The sequence below is a fragment of the Egbenema bharatensis FJBBOT/2019 genome (assembly GCF_048077055.1).
GTDB lineage: Bacteria > Cyanobacteriota > Cyanobacteriia > Elainellales > Elainellaceae > Egbenema > Egbenema bharatensis.
The window spans coordinates 3,160,850-3,177,397 of the sequence record NZ_CP182236.1 but is presented as its reverse complement, the minus strand read 5'-3'; the positions used below and the strand labels follow the sequence as shown (position 1 = coordinate 3,177,397).

17 protein-coding genes are annotated in these 16,548 nt (G+C 51.7%); 10 read left to right on the top strand and 7 right to left on the bottom strand.

The genetic code is table 11. From position 1 onward, the window contains the following. The first annotated feature begins 38 nt into the window (after positions 1-38). From ACM1PF_RS14705 to ACM1PF_RS14690, 4 genes are all read left to right on the top strand, one after another. A complete protein-coding gene (locus ACM1PF_RS14705) occupies positions 39-1,046 on the top strand; it encodes a glycosyltransferase family 2 protein (protein ID WP_416675827.1) in 1,008 nt (335 codons plus the stop codon). Between the two features lie 83 nt (positions 1,047-1,129). After that, on the top strand, positions 1,130-2,095 hold the full coding sequence (locus ACM1PF_RS14700) for a glycosyltransferase family 2 protein (RefSeq protein WP_416675825.1): 966 nt from the start codon (positions 1,130-1,132) through the stop codon (positions 2,093-2,095). Continuing rightward, positions 2,092-3,051 carry a glycosyltransferase family 2 protein gene (locus tag ACM1PF_RS14695; protein ID WP_416675822.1) on the top strand — a complete coding sequence of 320 codons (960 nt, stop codon included), beginning with the start codon at positions 2,092-2,094 and terminating at the stop codon, positions 3,049-3,051. The genes ACM1PF_RS14700 and ACM1PF_RS14695 overlap by 4 nt, the downstream gene beginning before the upstream one ends. Before the next feature lie 216 nt (positions 3,052-3,267). Beyond that, a complete protein-coding gene (locus ACM1PF_RS14690; RefSeq protein WP_416675820.1) occupies positions 3,268-4,284 on the top strand; it encodes a glycosyltransferase family 2 protein in 1,017 nt (338 codons plus the stop codon). A gap of 165 nt (positions 4,285-4,449) precedes the next feature. On the opposite strand, the gene ACM1PF_RS14685 is transcribed toward ACM1PF_RS14690, so the two are convergent. Next, complete coding sequence (locus ACM1PF_RS14685; RefSeq protein ID WP_416675817.1) at positions 4,450-4,701, bottom strand: hypothetical protein; 252 nt, start codon at positions 4,699-4,701, stop codon at positions 4,450-4,452. 103 nt (positions 4,702-4,804) lie between these two features. Between ACM1PF_RS14685 and ACM1PF_RS14680 the strand changes: the two genes are divergently transcribed. Together ACM1PF_RS14680 and ACM1PF_RS14675 are read left to right on the top strand one after the other, a co-directional pair. Continuing rightward, positions 4,805-5,464, top strand: a complete 660-nt coding sequence (locus tag ACM1PF_RS14680; RefSeq protein ID WP_416675814.1) for a sigma-70 family RNA polymerase sigma factor — start codon at positions 4,805-4,807, stop codon at positions 5,462-5,464. Positions 5,465-5,652: 188 nt separating this feature from the next. Beyond that, positions 5,653-6,213, top strand: coding sequence for an anti-sigma factor family protein (locus ACM1PF_RS14675; protein WP_416675812.1), 561 nt, complete (start codon positions 5,653-5,655; stop codon positions 6,211-6,213). Positions 6,214-6,631: 418 nt separating this feature from the next. On the opposite strand, the gene ACM1PF_RS14670 is transcribed toward ACM1PF_RS14675, so the two are convergent. After that, a complete protein-coding gene (locus ACM1PF_RS14670) occupies positions 6,632-7,066 on the bottom strand; it encodes a gamma-glutamylcyclotransferase family protein (protein WP_416675810.1) in 435 nt (144 codons plus the stop codon). Between the two features lie 35 nt (positions 7,067-7,101). After that, on the bottom strand, positions 7,102-7,743 hold the full coding sequence (locus ACM1PF_RS14665; protein ID WP_416675807.1) for a Uma2 family endonuclease: 642 nt from the start codon (positions 7,741-7,743) through the stop codon (positions 7,102-7,104). A 149-nt stretch (positions 7,744-7,892) separates the two neighbouring features. Between ACM1PF_RS14665 and obgE the strand changes: the two genes are divergently transcribed. Then, complete coding sequence (gene obgE / locus ACM1PF_RS14660; RefSeq protein WP_416675804.1) at positions 7,893-8,984, top strand: GTPase ObgE; 1,092 nt, start codon at positions 7,893-7,895, stop codon at positions 8,982-8,984. Between the two features lie 15 nt (positions 8,985-8,999). Here obgE and ACM1PF_RS14655 read toward each other — a convergent pair whose 3' ends face one another. The 3 genes from ACM1PF_RS14655 to ACM1PF_RS14645 form a co-directional block, all read right to left on the bottom strand. After that, positions 9,000-10,694 carry a serine hydrolase gene (locus ACM1PF_RS14655; protein ID WP_416675802.1) on the bottom strand — a complete coding sequence of 565 codons (1,695 nt, stop codon included), beginning with the start codon at positions 10,692-10,694 and terminating at the stop codon, positions 9,000-9,002. A 115-nt stretch (positions 10,695-10,809) separates the two neighbouring features. Beyond that, positions 10,810-11,052, bottom strand: coding sequence for a hypothetical protein (locus ACM1PF_RS14650; protein ID WP_416675799.1), 243 nt, complete (start codon positions 11,050-11,052; stop codon positions 10,810-10,812). Beyond that, complete coding sequence (locus tag ACM1PF_RS14645; protein ID WP_416675796.1) at positions 11,045-12,028, bottom strand: RNA methyltransferase; 984 nt, start codon at positions 12,026-12,028, stop codon at positions 11,045-11,047. Before ACM1PF_RS14645 ends, ACM1PF_RS14650 begins: the two co-directional genes overlap by 8 nt. 67 nt (positions 12,029-12,095) lie before the next feature. Here ACM1PF_RS14645 and ACM1PF_RS14640 point away from each other — a divergent pair, with 67 nt between their 5' ends. The 3 genes from ACM1PF_RS14640 (at position 12,096) to ACM1PF_RS14630 (ending at position 14,872) form a co-directional block, all read left to right on the top strand. Continuing rightward, entirely contained in the window at positions 12,096-12,257 is a 162-nt protein-coding gene (locus ACM1PF_RS14640; protein ID WP_416675793.1) for a DUF2256 domain-containing protein, read from the top strand. Between the two features lie 155 nt (positions 12,258-12,412). After that, positions 12,413-13,357 carry an isoaspartyl peptidase/L-asparaginase gene (locus ACM1PF_RS14635; protein ID WP_416675791.1) on the top strand — a complete coding sequence of 315 codons (945 nt, stop codon included), beginning with the start codon at positions 12,413-12,415 and terminating at the stop codon, positions 13,355-13,357. A gap of 48 nt (positions 13,358-13,405) precedes the next feature. Beyond that, the gene (locus tag ACM1PF_RS14630) at positions 13,406-14,872 is read left to right on the top strand and encodes an NYN domain-containing protein (RefSeq protein ID WP_416675788.1); all 1,467 of its coding nucleotides are present in this window, start codon (positions 13,406-13,408) and stop codon (positions 14,870-14,872) included. Positions 14,873-14,917: 45 nt separating this feature from the next. Here ACM1PF_RS14630 and ACM1PF_RS14625 read toward each other — a convergent pair whose 3' ends face one another. Further along, entirely contained in the window at positions 14,918-16,237 is a 1,320-nt protein-coding gene (locus tag ACM1PF_RS14625; RefSeq protein ID WP_416675786.1) for an FAD-dependent hydroxylase, read from the bottom strand. Positions 16,238-16,548 lie beyond the last annotated feature (311 nt).

Here is a 16,548-nt window from a genome sequence, read left to right as displayed (position 1 = left end):
CTGCCCACCCTACGGTTGCTCCCCACTCCCTACTCCCCATGCCTACCCTCAGCGTCCTCATGTCGGTTTATAACGGCTCCACCTACCTGAAGGAGTCGATCGACAGTATTCTGGATCAAACCTTTACAGACTTTGAGTTTCTGATTATTGACGATTGCTCAACCGATGATAGTTGGCAAATTTTACAGGACTATGCCGATCGAGATGGGCGAATTCGGTTACTGCAAAATCAGGAGAATTTAGGCTTAACGAAGTCACTCAATCGAGGGTTAGCGGTTGCTGAGGGAAATTACATTGCCCGTCAGGATGCGGATGATGTGGCATTGCCCGATCGCTTCCAAAAACAGGTGCAGGTGCTGGAACAACAGCCGGAGGTGGTGCTGGTGTCCTGTGAAATGGAGTGGATTGATGCAGCGGGGCAATCTCTGGGTTCGATGCAGCGCAGTTGTCAGGCAGACCTGGTTCCCTGGCATCTGCTGTTTTATAACCATGTGGGGGGGCACAGTCAGGTGCTATATCGTCGGCAAGCAGCACTGACAGCCGGAGGATATGATGAAGCCCGTCGCTACAGTCAGGATTATGATCTGTGGAGCCGTTTAACCAAACAGGGAAAAATTGTGATCCTGCCGGAATTCCTCCAACTCCAACGGATTCACGGTCAGGCAATTTCCGCCCAGAAGAAGACTGAGCAAGAAGCCTTATCCCTGGCTCAAACCCGAAAAAACATTGCGAACCTGATTGGGGAAGAGTTGAGCGAAGAGGAACTGCGGGCGTTGCGAGGATTTTGGATTGTGCCAGTTTACTGGTACTACTTCGGAGATGTCGTTCTGTCCAGGGAAAAAGCAACGATGATTCAAACTCGGTTGCGGCAACTCTATCAAGCCTTTGTTCAACAAGATGCCCTCACCTCTGATTCCCTCAAGCGCGAGATCAGGCAATTGATCCGCCAACGATATATGGATTGGCTACCCCACCTGGGCTTCCGCAAACATTTCATGCTCAAGCTGCAAATTTTTATCTATGGACTCACCTGGCTGTCCCGATAAGTCAGGGCACATAGCAGTGCGCCCCTTGTTTTCCCTAAAATCCAGTTCAGCATTCACATCCCTTGTTTCTTCATTATCGACCGATGAGCAACCCGACGAATCCTTCTAACCCGCCTGATCGACCTCCCCTGGTGAGCGTCGCCCTGTCGGTCTACAACAACGATCGCTTTTTGCGGGTGGCAGTTGAAAGCATTTTGAATCAATCCTTCACAAACTTTGAGTTTCTGATTGTGGATGATGGCTCCACCGATCGCTCCCTGAAAATCTTGCAGGAGTATGCGGCGCGAGATCATCGGATTCGTTTCACGAGTCGAGCCAATCGGGGGATTCCTAAAACGCGGAATGAAATGCTGGCGCAGGCTCAAGGAGAATTTATTGCCGTGATGGATGGGGATGACCTGGCCCTGCCCGATCGCCTCCTGCATCAGGTGGAGTTTTTGCAGCAGCACCCAGAGGTCGTTTGTGTGGGGGGCAACTATGACTTTATTGATGAAGCGGGGCGCGTATTAATGCATCACCTGACCGCTACCACCGATGCGGAAATTCAACAGCTTGCTTTGACGGGAAATACACCGATTAACCATCCCTCAGCCATGATGCGGCGATCGGCGATGCTGCAAGTGGGGGGCTACGATGAAACTCTATCGACCTCCTCGGATCTGGATTTGTTTTTGAAACTCGGCGAAATTGGGCAGTTGGCGAACTTACCAGAAACCGTCCTGGGATATCGCCAGCACGATCGCGCCATCAGCGAACTGAAGCAATTAGAACAAACTGAGAATCGGCGAAAAGCCTGTGAACGGGCCTGGCAACGACGCGGCATCACAGGAGAATTTACAGCCACGGCGGCCTGGCGACCCTTCGATCGTCCTTCCCGCCACGAGTTTATGCTGCGTTACGGCTGGCACTTCTTCAATCAGGGAGAACGCTATGCTGCGATCCTTTATGGATGGCGATCGATTCAGTCTTTACCTTTGGCGCTCGATGGTTGGAAGCTGCTCGCTTGTGCTCTGATTAAACCACTCCCCCAACCCACCCTGAACCCATGACGCAAATTCCGACTGTTTCCGTTGTGATGGCGGTCTATAATGCCGAGCGGTATCTGGCTCAGGCGATCGACAGCATTCTGCGGCAAACCTTCACCAATTTTGAGTTCGTGATCCTGAACGATGGCTCAACGGATGGTTCCCTCCGCATCCTGGAACAGCATGCCCAACAGGACGATCGAATTCGACTGATCAGCCGCGAAAATCAGGGCATTCCTCGCACTCGTAATGACCTGCTCAGGGTATCTCAGGGCGAATTCATTGCCGTCATGGACTCCGATGATGTGGCGTTGCCCGATCGCCTCTCGTTACAGGTAAATTTTTTGCGGCAGCATCCTGAGGTCGTCTGCGTGGGGGGAGCGCATGACTTGATTGATCACAAAGGGCGATTGCTAACTCGGCTGCAACTCCCCACTCAGGATGCGGAAATTCAGCAAGCGGCGATCGTTGGTCACGCGCCCATCTGCAACCCCTGTGCTCTGATCCGGCGAGAATCCCTGGTTCAAATTGGCGGTTACGATGAGCGATTGGGGCAAGCTGAAGATCTAGATGTGTGGCTGAAATTGGGAGAAATTGGCAAATTGGCAAACCTGACTGAACCCGTCCTCCAGTACCGAGTCCATTCTCGATCCGTCAGTGAACAGGATCAGCTTTACCAACGGCAAAAGGCCAGGGAAGCCTGCGAACGGGCCTGGCAGCGACGGGGGATTGCGGGAACCTTTGAAGCGACTGAACCCTGGCGATCGACAGGGACTCGGACTTCCCAGCATTACTTTTATATGAAATACGGCTGGTGGGCTTTTGGAAGTCAACAGCGATCAACCGCTCTGATCTACGCACTTAAAGCGATCGGAGTTCTCCCCTGGAATCGAGACGGCTGGAACCTGCTGGGTTGCGCCCTTCTCAAACCCCTACCGCCACCCGCCTTCGATCGCCCCATCATCCCCCTTCAGCCCTAAACCTGCAATTTTTCTAGATAGCCCACCGAGGCTAGCTGCATTCATTCGATCGTGTGTTCCTTTGGTTGTGTGGCAATGGACAGAAACAGTGACAACAGGGCTTATATGCTAAAGCCTATCCGTTTTAGGAGTTTGTCAACTGCAATGGTTCTCCCCTATTCATCCGTTGCCAGGCTTGCGCTTTATCTTCTAAAACAAACACCAGAGGTCTAACCTGTGCCCGCACTTAATCAACCGTCAATGCTCGTGAGCGTTATTGTTCCTTTGTATAATGCCGAACAGTATATTACTCAGGCACTCCGATCGCTATTACAGGAAAGCTCCATTTCATTGGAAGTGATTGTTGTCGATGATGGTTCAACGGATGATTCCTTAAAAGCAGTCAGAGCAATTCAAGATGATCGACTACAAGTGGTCTCTAACCCAGGCAAAGGGATTGCCTCTGCCCTCAATTTTGGGCTATCGATCGCGCAAGGACAAATTATCATGCGGTGTGATGCGGACGATCTATACTGTGCCGATCGACTGCGGATTCAGACTGACTGGTTAAGGCAGCATCCAGATTTTGCCGCCGTTTGCAGTAACTATGTGGCGATCGATGCTAGAAGCGATTTAGTCATTCAGTTTAACTGTGGCACAAAGTCCGAAGAAATCACGCAGGAACTCTGTACTGGCATCACGCGCACCCATTTTTGCACCTACGCGATTCGGGCGGAGTCCTTGCGTCAACTTGGCGGATTTCGCCCCTACTTCACAACCGCAGAAGATATTGACCTGCAACTGCGACTGGGAGAGCAATTTCGGATCTGGTATCTGCCCATCAACTGCTACCAATACCGAATTCATCGCCATTCCATTACCCATACCCAAAGCACCACCCGCCGCGAATTTTTTGACTTCATTGCCCAGGAATTTCAACAGCAACGACGAACAATCGGCGAAGATGACCTCCAGCGAGGCTGCCCTCCCCCTCCCCCCGAAGACAACATTAAGGCCGCCTTCTCAGCCGCATCCCACATCCAAACCTTTTTGCTGGGTCGTGCCTGGTCAGAATTTGAAGCCGGACAACTGCGGCAAGCATGGCGTTCTGGAGTTCGAGCGGCCCTTGCTGCACCCAGGAACCCAATAGCCTGGCGAAATCTCCTGGTATTGAACCTGAAATTATTCAGCAAGTTATTGAGGCGAATGGTGTCTCCAATTATGGCCTTAGGGGTTGTGGGGAGCCGGGAATAGAGAGGGGGCATTTTGAGATTTGTAACCCTCGATCGCCTGCGATCGGATTTATTATGAATAGAAGATTCAAAAAATTCTGAACGTTCAGAACTGTTGCAGATAAAAAACCGTCCTACGGTAGGGTGTTTCTGCTGCATCTTTAACGCAAAATGCAGGTTGACCCAACTAGTACAGTAGTCGGCTAGAGCGGCAAGCCGAAGTATCAATACAGACATCTTGTTTTGCTAACCAATCAACAGTGGATAAATCATTGGTAAATCGTAAATGAATGATTGATAAACAAACGTCTAATTCTCCGGATAGCTCAACCGCCGACCTGTAATCGATCGCAGAAAAGTAGCTTTGGCGTGAACCTACCCCCACTGCCATAGACATAGCTGGAAATATCGTTGAAGTAAGCCGAGATATTGTCAGCATGGCAGCACCCCCAAGTCACATCAGAAACCTTTTTATCATGGGGAACATCTCATCCATGTCACCGTCATTCAGAAATGGAATCCCTCAAAAACAAACTCTATCCATGAGTAGTGAATCTCTTCCTGTGTCCTGGTTCGCCGTTGAGGTAGCGTCTCATCAAGTCCCTATACAGGTGAATAAGCTCTCAAACTATGATCTGATCCTGCAATGTCAGGTAGGGTTACGCCCCGGTAAAGCCCTTTTTGCCGAGCTAATCCGCCGTTATCACTCCCACGTTGAGAAAGTGCTGTATCATCTTGCTCCTGACTGGACGGATCGAGCCGACTTAGCCCAGGAAGTTTGGATTCGCGTTTATCGCAATATTAATCGGCTGCAAGAACCTCCTAAGTTTCGGGGGTGGTTGAGCCGAATCGCAACCAATCTGTTTTACGACGAGTTGCGGAAGCGGAAACGCACCAATCCCCCTCTTTCGTTAGATGCCCCATTGAGCGTTGATGATGGAGAAATGGATTGGGAAATTGCATCTGCTGATCCTGGGCCGGCAGAGGACATGATTACGCGGGAGTTCTATGACCAACTGCGGGATGCCATCGCCGACCTACCTGAAGTGTTTCGTACCACGATCGTGTTACGGGAGATTGAGGGAATGTCCTACGAGGAAATCGCTGATATTACAGGGGTTTCCCTGGGAACCGTTAAATCCAGGATTGCTAGAGCACGCCAGCGACTTCAGGGACAGCTTCAAGCTTATCTGGAGGATTGACTGGGAAAATAGCTGGGCTATGCTGGATCAATAAAATGAGTGTGATAGTGTCTTGACTTTGTACCGTGCCTCCCAATACAGTTTTGCTGGATGTGGGATGTAATGGTGGCTAGTACCTGGCTCTGTATTCTATCCACCTCTTGAGTGGTTTATCTTGAACTCTGACTCTACCCTTAGAGACTTTGAAAATGTCTAACTTTGACGACTGCAACCACTATAGCCCCCCCCTGCCGTTGCATGAACAGGGTCATCGTTGCGATCAGTCCTCTCCGGAGGCATTAGATAACCTGAAGCGCGATCGCTTTGAGTTACTCAGTGCCTATTTGGATGGCGAAGTCACGGCGGATGAACGTCGCCAAGTTGAGTCTTGGTTGGCTACTGATCCAAAAATGCAACGGCTCCATGCCCGCTTACTGAACCTGAGACAGGGGTTAAAAGGTATTCCTGTTCCGGTTTCAGAACAACCCGTTGAGCAATTCACAGCTCAGGTGATCACCCGCATTGAGCGTCGTCCCAAGCGAACTGTCGCCTGGGGAGGTATGGCGATCGCTGCCCTGTTTGTTGGTGCGCTGATCGGCAGAATGCCACAGACTAACCTCTCTCCTTCGATGGTTCAAGCGCCTGACCTCGAACAAACGGCATCGTTGGCGGTTCCCAGTGATGGGTTGATGATTGCCCTCGATCGTCCAGTGATTGAAATCCCAGCGGCAGTCTTGGAATCTGGATACCCGCATCATGAACAGCAGTAGGGTTGAGGGCTGTTTGGGTAGTGCAGTGGGCATGTAGGCAAACCCCTGAAAGTTGAAGGCTGAAGGGAACTGAGGGCTGGGGGAGCTTCATCCCAACTCCAGCTTACGCCCACCTGCTTCATGTCCTGTCTACGGTGTACACACAAGTCATCTGCTCTAGCCACGCCTGGGTTTGATCCTCCCTAACCCTCCTTAAAAAGGAGGGAACCGGATTAGAAGTCCCCCTTTTTAAGGGGGATTTAGGGGGATCTATCAGGGTTGGAGCCTCTCAGCCAAGATCTGTGTACACGGTAGCCATGCCCTGTAGGGTAAGCATCTTGCCTACCCCTTGTTCTGGGTTTGCCTGCCCCATCGTCCAGGTTTGCCTGAATTCCTCACAGATTTACCCGAAACAGATTTACCTGAATGAAACACCTGCTCAGAACTCTGCAATAGGTAAGGTGTTCGTTTTGCTACCTGCCCATTGCCCGTCCGGGAGTAGTACACCTCCCAGTTCGATCGCTTTTTGGGGTGCCATCCAGTAGACCCAGGCTAGCCCCAGGGGTTGAGTGTTGAGATCAAAGATGGGGCGTTGAACCCGGAGGTATTCATTAGCCTGGGGTGGACGATCGGGGCTGTAGTCTTCTAGCTCATCCAATGCGGTGAGGACGGCTGGTTCAGTGAAGCTCAAACGTGTGCCATAGATGATTCGATCGCCCCAGGTCATAGCTGGATAGCCCAGGGGCAGGTCATACAATTCGCCGTAAGCGATCGCCTCCTGAATTTCGATTACCCACTTGGCGCAGTAGCGATCGAAGTAATGTTCTCCGGGCTTGAGCGTACCGTAAGTAAAAACGTGGAAGGGTGAGGTCATGGGTGGGTTGGCTGGTACTTGGTTACTAGTTTGGCTTACGGCTGAAATTGGGTGATTAACCAGGCTCCAACTTGTGCTTGATCCACCGATCGGCTGCGATGCAGTGCCTCTTCCAAACCAGCGATTTGTAGTCCAGGAAGTACCTGGGAGGTATCGATCTGTCTGCTGCCGCGTTCAATGATTTCAAAGGCAAGAATCTGGGCTTGCTCCACATCCACAATCCAATATTCCTGCACTTGGAGATTTTCATATAGCAAGCGTTTTGCGCCCTGATCATCTAGCAGGGTGGTTTTTGCGATTTCAATTACCAGATCAGGGGGTGGATATTGGTTCAAATCAATAATACTGACTCCCCAGGGAATAATCTGGGAGCGATCGCCAATGTAGTAGGACAGATCAGGCTGACATTCCTGCAGGCCTGCTTTGCGATAGGTACAGTTGTCTCTTGCGTTGAGGGGAATGCCCTTTAAAGTTGCAAATAGGTTCACCGCAAACAGGATCAAGCTGTGATCCCTGGCGTGATCCGATCCCACTGGCAGCATTTCCAGCCTCATGTGTCCGTTGTAGTAATATCCCTTCGCCCGATCGCAAATGGGATCTTCGATCGCCTGAAGATATTCTGCCCAGGTTGCAGTCGTCCAGGTATCGGTCAGGAAACGAGGCTGTAGCTTGGACATGGCAGCAAAACTGGGTTGCAAGTTATTTTGATCATAAGCGATTCCCCCAACGTGCAACGGCTTTGTAGCTCGATCGCCTACTATCAGAATAGAGGGGGATTGGGTGTGAACCAGCCATCCCGATCGAGTTATTCATCGAGTATTGTTCCATGCAGTTTATTGATCAGGCAGAAGTTGAAGTCATCGCGGGGAGTGGTGGTGATGGAATGGTCGCTTTCCGGCGGGAGAAGTATGTGCCTGCGGGGGGGCCGTCGGGCGGTAATGGGGGCTATGGGGGTTCTGTCATTCTGGTTGCAGTGGAACATCTACAAACCCTGCTGGATTTTCGCTATGCTCGCACCTTCAAGGCGGAAAATGGCCAGCGTGGTGGCCCCAAGAATATGACCGGAGCCTCAGGACGCGATCGCATCGTTGAAGTTCCTTGCGGCACGGTGATCTATGATGCGGAAACCGAGGAAATTCTGGCGGATTTGACGCAGCCTGGCCAGGAATTCTGCGTGGCTAAAGGGGGCAAAGGTGGTTTAGGGAACAAACATTTTCTCAGCAACCACAACCGCGCTCCAGAGAGAGCATTGCCCGGACTCCCCGGTGAAGAACGGCGGATTCGGCTAGAACTGAAACTCCTGGCGGAAGTAGGCATTATCGGCTTGCCCAATGCCGGTAAATCGACTTTAATCTCTTCCCTATCCTCAGCCCGTCCTAAAATTGCCGACTATCCTTTTACCACCCTCGTCCCGAACCTGGGCGTAGTGCGTAAACCAACGGGAGATGGCACGGTGTTTGCCGATATTCCAGGGTTGATTGAAGGCGCACATCAGGGAACGGGGCTGGGTCATGATTTTCTCCGCCATATCGAACGAACCCGTGTCTTACTCCACCTGATTGATATCACTCAGGAGGATCCGATCGCAGCCTATCAGACAATCCAATCAGAATTGGAGGCCTACGATCGTGGACTACCCGATCGCCCCCAAATCCTGGCATTAAACAAAGTTGATGCCCTGCCAGCCGATAGCTCCACTCCGGAAGACCTGGCCGCTCAACTACGTCAATTTACTGAGGTTCCCATCTTTCTCATTTCCGCTGTGGCTCAAATTGGCTTAGATGCAATGTTGCAGGAACTCTGGCAGCAGTTGGACGCACAAAACGAGCTGGAAGAAGAGGCAGAACCCGAATCGATGGAATTGAGTGGGACGGAGTTTTTGATTCGGGAACCCCAGATTGATGCCGATCCAGTTTAGGGGCAACACGTTCCTTTACCTGACTCCACTATCCTCTGCATAGGACTCATCCGAGGGCATGGATGGGCCGACATTATTTGAGGTATCTGGAACCTGGCTGAGGTACTCATAGGTGACCCCGGATATCTGACGGATCATCTCAAAGGCGCGATCGTCGTTATGGGGACGCTTCACCATCACCGTAATGGCGTAGCGTTTGCCGCTGGGCATATCAATCAACCCAGTATCTCCTAATAGCGAACCAATATCCCCCGTTTTGTGGGCGATCGTTGCACCCTGTCCCAAGGTCGCTGGTAACAAGCCGTTGGCCACGGTACGCTGCATGATATCCAGGAATCGATCGCGGGAGCGCATGGTGAGGAATTCACCTTCACTGACGCGGGCCAGGAGATGAGATAGTTCTCTTGGAGATGCTTCATTGGTTCCCTCCAGGTCAGGCAGCGGATTGCGAAGGGTCGTTTGCTGTAATCCCCATTCTTGAAAACGTTGATTGACCACTTCCACCCCACCGAGCAACCGAATGATCATATTCGTTGCTGTATTGTCGCTGATGATAATCATGTTGGCAGCAGTTTCCAGAGCTGTGTATTGCGTTCCCGCCCCATCAAACTGCATCTCCCCGGCTTCCCCAACAATGTCACCCTCCAACATCGTCACCATTTCATCTAATCGAATTTTTCCAGCATCCACGTCCTGGAAGAAGGCCAGCAGAATTGGGACTTTGATCATGCTGGCAGCCGAAAAGGTCATTTCTCCATTCAGACTCAGGTAATCCCCACTATCCAGGTCAAGGACAAAGACACCTGGGGTCAAATCGGGCGTACCCTGGGCGATCGGTGTCACCCTTTGCAACAGTTCATTCATGGGTTGACCCGTGATGAGGGAACTGGCCATGGCACTGTTTGGACTCAGCCCTTGAACGTAGGCAGAATCCTGGGGAGGTTCAGCATCGGCATAAGCTCCCTGGTTAGACCGCATCTGAGGGTTTGCCATCGAAAGTACGGTACCCATAATGGCCCATACTCCTACCCCCAGAATCACCAGCCGCATTCCCTGAACAAAAGCAATCATGGAAAACGATCGCGGAGCTGTTCCCTTGGCTGGAGGACGCTGACGCGGATGCCCCTGTCTGGTATGCCCCTCCGATCGCTTGCGTAGAACGGCCACTTGAGGGGGGTAGCGCGTCGGCTGATCGACTGGAGGCTGATGGGCTGGAGGCTGATTGACCTCAGCGGATGGGGAAGGCGACCTGCGTTGAGCAGACTTCGGATGCACCGAATGTAGCCTGGTTCGAGGAGGATCATCCATTCTGGGAGCCACTTCCGATCGGGGAACGGCTTCAGAATGAAAGGCTTCCGACTGAGCATCAATAGGAATCACCGATCGCCCCTGCTCTCGCATCGGATGAGGAGCCGCAGTCCGGCGGAATGATTCAGGAGAATGAGGGGCTGAAGCTTGGGGAGACTGAGTGGACAGTCGCTGCTGTTGTCGTCGCTCTCGTCGAGACAGTTCGCGCTGCGGCATCGGCTTCCTTGACCCTGGAGTTGCCCCCGATTTGGATCTCAGGATTGCCAGTAAAACCTTTTGTAAGCCAGAGCGTGGTCTACTTCCCGCTGGTGGTGTCCGTGGGGGTTCCTGCCTTGGAGAAGCTCCGGGCTGACCAGAGGAAGGCTGTTTGCGAGCTGGACGGCGATGGGGTGATTTTGTCATAGGCTGACGCGGTTCCAACACGGACTCTACCTCGTAATACAACTGGCTTTGGGGGGGAATTGACAACATCCTGAGCAAAGTCTCTCAAAGTATGCAACAAAATTGGAGAAATCGTTCAGGCAAAAAATATTCCACTGAACAGTATCGGAATTTTTTGGCGATTGATTGCTTCAGCGCGAATTTTTAACCATTCTTCGTATTTGGTAGGAGAGATCCGGAGGGGGAGTGGGGAGTGGGGAGTGGGGAGTGGGGAGTGGGGAGTGGGGAGTGGGGCCCGTAGCGCAGGCATCTTGCCTGCCTCTGAAGATACAAGGGTGGGCACTGCCCACCAGCCATTACCAGAGTAAAAATCAGACATCAGAATCCTGGGAATTCGATCGCCTGGCTCCTTTGGATCCTTCCTTAACTCCCTCAGCCCCCCGCACTGCCCACTCCACCTGCCGCAAAATTCCCCGCAGCATAGAAACTTCCCGCCCAGAAAGGTAAGCCCGATTGAACAACCGCCGAAAGGTTTCCATCCGGCTGGCGGCCGTGTGAGGGTAAAGATAGCCAATTTTCAGCAGTACGGTTTCCAGGTGTTGGTAGAAACCTTCCAGGGTATGAAGTGGAGCGAGATCGGCAGGTGGGTGAATGGGTGAGTGAGTGGGTGGGTGGGTGGAAAGCAGTTCTCCTGACTCCTGACTCCCGACTCCCGACTCCTGACTCCCGACTCCCGATTCCTCTCTCCTCTCTCCTCCCTCCTCTCTCCTCCCTTCTCCCTCCTCCCTCCTCTCTCCTCTCTCCTCCCTCCTCCCTAACTCCATCCCATGCAACTCATAACAACAAATTGCGACGGCCTGGGCTAAATTCATTGATGGATAAACGGGGCTGGTGGGGATAAAGATGTGGCGTTGGGCGTAGTTGAGTTCTTCGTTGGATAGTCCCCGGTCTTCTCGACCAAAAACCAGGGCTGAATGGATTGCCGGATCCGATCGATCGATTCGCTCAACTGGATCGGATAGATTGAGCGGTTCTACGGGTTCTAGCAGCCAGGGTAGGGCCGATCGCGGCGGTTCCAGGGTAACGTCGAGGGTGGTGTGATCGCGTCCAGTGGTAGCAATCACCCGATGGCAATGATGGAGCGCATCCAATAGGGTGGGCACTTCCTGGGCAGATTCCAGAACATCGGTAGCATGGACGGCCATTCGTCGGGCTTCATCACTGAATCGATCGCACTGGGGATTGACTAACACCAATTGGCGTAACCCCATATTCTTCATCACACGGGCGATCGACCCTAGATTTAATGCTCCGGCGGGTTCCACCAGCACAATCCGCACAGTCGCCAGGGACATTTCTGCGTTCTCCTTCGTTAAAGTAATAAATGTAACTGAATGTTAAGTTGTTCATCGCAATATTCCCGTGGGACGAAAATACTCTAAATCCAACCTGCCGACCAAAATTTGCCCAGTTTGTCAGCGACCGTTTGAATGGCGCAAAAAGTGGGAAACCTGTTGGGATGAAGTGAAGTATTGTTCAGAGCGATGTCGTCGTCGTCGATCGACTGCCCAATCCCCAGAGTAAAAAACAGCACTGTGGCACAGTTTATGGAGCTGCGATCGCCTCAAAGACATTGAATTCGGCTGAACTCTCTGAATTGCTCCATTAAAGACACAAAAAGTAAAGCAGACAGGGCATAATCGATCATTGTCCCTCACACACAGGAAGATTTTTCAGGTATGACGACGGCGCAGGTACAACCCAAGCTGATTATTCATGGTGGAGCAGGCAGTTCGCTCAAAGGTGGTGCAGAGGTTGTCCGACGATCGCTGTTTCAGGTGTTGGAAGAAGTGTATGCCCTGTTGCAGGCAGGAGCCAGTGCCCATGATGCGGTGGTTCGCGGCTGTCAGCTCCTGGAAGATGATCCGCGTTTTAATGCGGGAACGGGGTCGGTGTTGCAGTCTGATGGGCACATTCGTATGAGTGCTTCGTTAATGGATGGGTTGCAGCAGCGATTCAGCGGCGTGATCAATGTGTCGCGGGTGAAAAATCCGATCGAACTGGCGACTTTTCTCCAGGGCGGAGACGATCGAGTGTTGTCGGATCACGGGGCGCTGGAGCTAATGCGCGAACTGCAACTTCCTGCCTACGATCCATTAACGGAACTGCGGTTACAGGAATGGATTCAGGAACGACGCGGCAACTTTTCCAAGGATATGGCGGGCGTTGTGGCGGAACGGGAGCTGGTGACGGAAGCAGGACGAGGGACGATCGGCGTGGTTGCCCTGGATCAGGACGGACGGCTGGCAGCAGGAACTTCCACTGGCGGTAAGGGATTTGAGCGGATTGGGCGCGTCAGCGATTCTGCTATGCCTGCGGGAAATTATGCGACGACGGATGCTGCAATTAGCTGTACGGGCATTGGTGAAGACATTATTGATGAATGTTTAGCCGCCCGAATTGTGGTGCGGGTGACGGATGGGATGCCTTTACCCCTTGCCTTTGAGAGATCTTTTAAGGAAGCCTACTCACGGAATCGGGACTTTGGCGCGATCGGCATTGATGCCGCAGGGACGATCGCCTGGGGCAAAACCAGCGAAGTTTTGTTAGCGGCATTCCACGATGGCAAAAATATGAGAGATACATTACAAATGGGAACTGGAATGGAAGTTGGGATGGGTTAAACCCGTTCCGTTCTTCTCCCAGTACCGCATTACTCGATCGGGCGAATCATGACTGTTTCAGACTCTTATCCGGATACTAGCTCTGCCATCATCAGTCAGATTGTCCTGGAAATTTATCGAGTTGCGGTGCAGGTGAAACAGCAAGCTCCAGAGCATTTGGCAGAAAAATATCGGCATCTTCAGTGGGAAAGCCCGCAAATTAAAGCGAATTTTATCCGGGCTTTTTCCTCCAAATTTAGCCAGTCGTTTCATCAATCGACCCTTAAAGCTAAAATTGAACCTTTCCTGCGAGAACTATTTCTCCCAGGATTTTTTGATTCTCAACTGTTTGTCCAACTGAATCAGGCGATCGATCAACTGATTGGGGAGGCGATGCCCTCCGCTTCTCCAATTGAGCCAGACCCCGACCCTGCCCCTGAACCAGCCCTTTCCCAACCGCTGCCTTCCCCCGTTTCAGAACCGACGATTGGCATTGCAATTTTGCTACTGGATGTTGAGAATTTGCGCCTACCTCCAGATGCCGAAAAATTCCTGAATACGGTCTGCACCTATCCAATTCAGATTAAGATTGCCATTGCGAATTGGCGGGCGATCGGCAAATTAGATCTGGATATGCATCAGCGGGGATATCAGATGATCCACGTTCCGGCGGGGGCAAATAGTGCCGATATGAAAATCACGGCGATCGGCTCCTCAATTTTTGTGCACTATCCTAATGTGCGAGAGGTGATCATTTGCTCATCCGATGGTGACTTATCTCACCTTTGCCACACTTTAAGTACGCACGGTTTAACGGTGTATTCTGCACGGAAACAAAGCGAGGCACTGTTGGTTAAAAATTGGATGACGGGCAAGCTGGATTCGTATAGCTTTCAGCCACCTGTGGTCGCGCCTTCTTTGTCAGAAACGATCGCTTGTCTCAAGCAATTAATTCAGGAAGAACAGAACCAAACTCATCAGCAATGGGTCAAACTGTCTCGTCTTTCCACCCTGTTTCGGCAAAAATCAGGACTGCCCATTAGCCATGTATTAGGTCAACACAAATTAGCAGGTAAAGTAAAGGATTTTCTAGCCGAATATCCTACTGATTTTGTCGTCCATCAACCTCCTGGACAAACGGAGTGGTATGTGACAGCGTTTCAGCTTGAAGTTGAGCCAGAGGCGACTCAGGGCGTTTCTGCCCCATCTAATTCTCAATCACCCGACAATTTCGCATCCCCAGCACAATCTGATCTGGATTTTCTTCCGGCTGAAGTTGAAACAAAACAGCAGCTTGAAAGGGTTTTGGTGACAATCACAACGCAACTGTTGAGCAAATCGTCAGACGATCGGATCAATTTATCTGCTCTAGCGAGTGAATTCAGCAGGCAATACGTACCAATCACAAAGGCAATGAAAACTCTGGACATTCGCGGCAGCTTTCTTGCATTTGCCAGCACTATTGAGGTATTAAAGATCCAACAAGAAGGACAAAGCCACTATGTTTCGATACGCTCGGACAAGCAGGTAGATTGACTTAGGAGATTTCTACCGTTTTAGGAGATGGAGATGGGTTGCTGCTTACCCGACTTCTCGCCTTGCCAGTTCAGGTTGTCGGCCACTCAGTCCAGTCATTAACTTCAAAGCCAAAAATTTTAGAGGACGCAGATTTCGCATCACGCCTAATCCCAATCGTCGGGACACCACGATCGGCAACCAGTGATTGGAAAAAGTGCGATCGAGTAAATCCGTGAAGCCCAGAATGGTCAAGTTTTCCAGCTTACGCCAGCGTTCATAGCGACGGAGCACCCGCCCATCGCCAATATCCTCTCCTTTCTGATGGGCAGTCTTCAGGACATCCGCCAGGGCTGCCACATCTCGAATGCCCAGATTTAACCCCTGGCCGCCAACGGGATGACAGCAGTGGGCCGCATCCCCCACTAACGCCAACCGATGTTGAGCATACCGATCGCTCTGCATCAGCTTGACTGGGAACACCAGCCGATCGCCAATTAGCTCTAGTTTGCCCAACTGCCCCTGATACCGTCGATCGAGTTCTGTCAGGAATTCAGCCTCACTGACCTCGGCCCATCGTCTGGCTTCCGCATGGGGAGCAGTGAGAACAATCTGATAGCGATTGCCGGGAAGGGGAAGGGAGGCAAAGGGCCCACTTTCCCAAAAATGTTCCCGCGCTACATTCTCATGGGACTTTTCAGGACGAATCACAGCCGTGACGCAGGATTGCCAGTACTGCCAGCCTTTTGTGCCGATGCCCGCCTGCTGCCGAATCGGCGATCGAGAGCCATCTGCCGCAACCAGTAACCGAGTTTGAATCGTCTGCTGTTGGTTCGCAACGGATACCGTTAAAGTCACGCGATCGGCTCCGTATTCCGCCTGGATCAGTTCTGCGGGACACAGCCAGTCCAGATCAGCATCTTTTAGCGCATCCAGAAGCGTCTGCACCAGGACGTGATGTTCGCCGACGTAACCCAATTCCCTGGTTTTTGTTCCCAAATCCTGCGGCAACAGGTTCACCACAGCGGGGCACAGCGCGTCAGCTAATCGGATCTGCTCAAAGGTGGTAATTTGTGGCAAAATCTGCTCCCACAGTCCCAACCCGCTATAAATGCGTCCGGTCATTAAGGTTAGGGCATAGGCGCGATGGTGACTCAAACCCGCTTCCCGAGGTCTGGCTTCAATCAGGGCAATCCGTAATCCAGACTGCTTGAGGGCACAGGCCAGGGTTAATCCAACAATGCCACCCCCGACGATCGCCAGGTCGTAGGTAGGGGGAATGGGGAGTGGGGAGTGGGGAGTGGGGAGTGGAACAGGACTCAAGGAGTCTGCATGGGAAGCAGCCGATATATGAGAAGAAGCAGCCGATGTGTGCAGGAATACCATCTAACCTTAATTCAATCGATTCGGGGACTCAGTTGCTATACATTGTTATTGTTGCTTAATATTATTGTGACGCGATCGGTGGGTTCAATCAAGGTGTTTGCTAGATGTTTGCTAGATGGTTGCCAGGCTTTTGCAGATGCAGGGCAGCGATCGATTTGGCACAGTTGATGGATGGGCTTGCCAGAACCGATCGATTTGCAGATGACTTTTTAATTTTTTTCCGGTTGAGATAGTGTGACCTTGAATACTGAAGTGGTAGATGCACCCTGATTCAAATCCCTGGCTTCGCGTTAGGGATTTTTTTGTTTTTA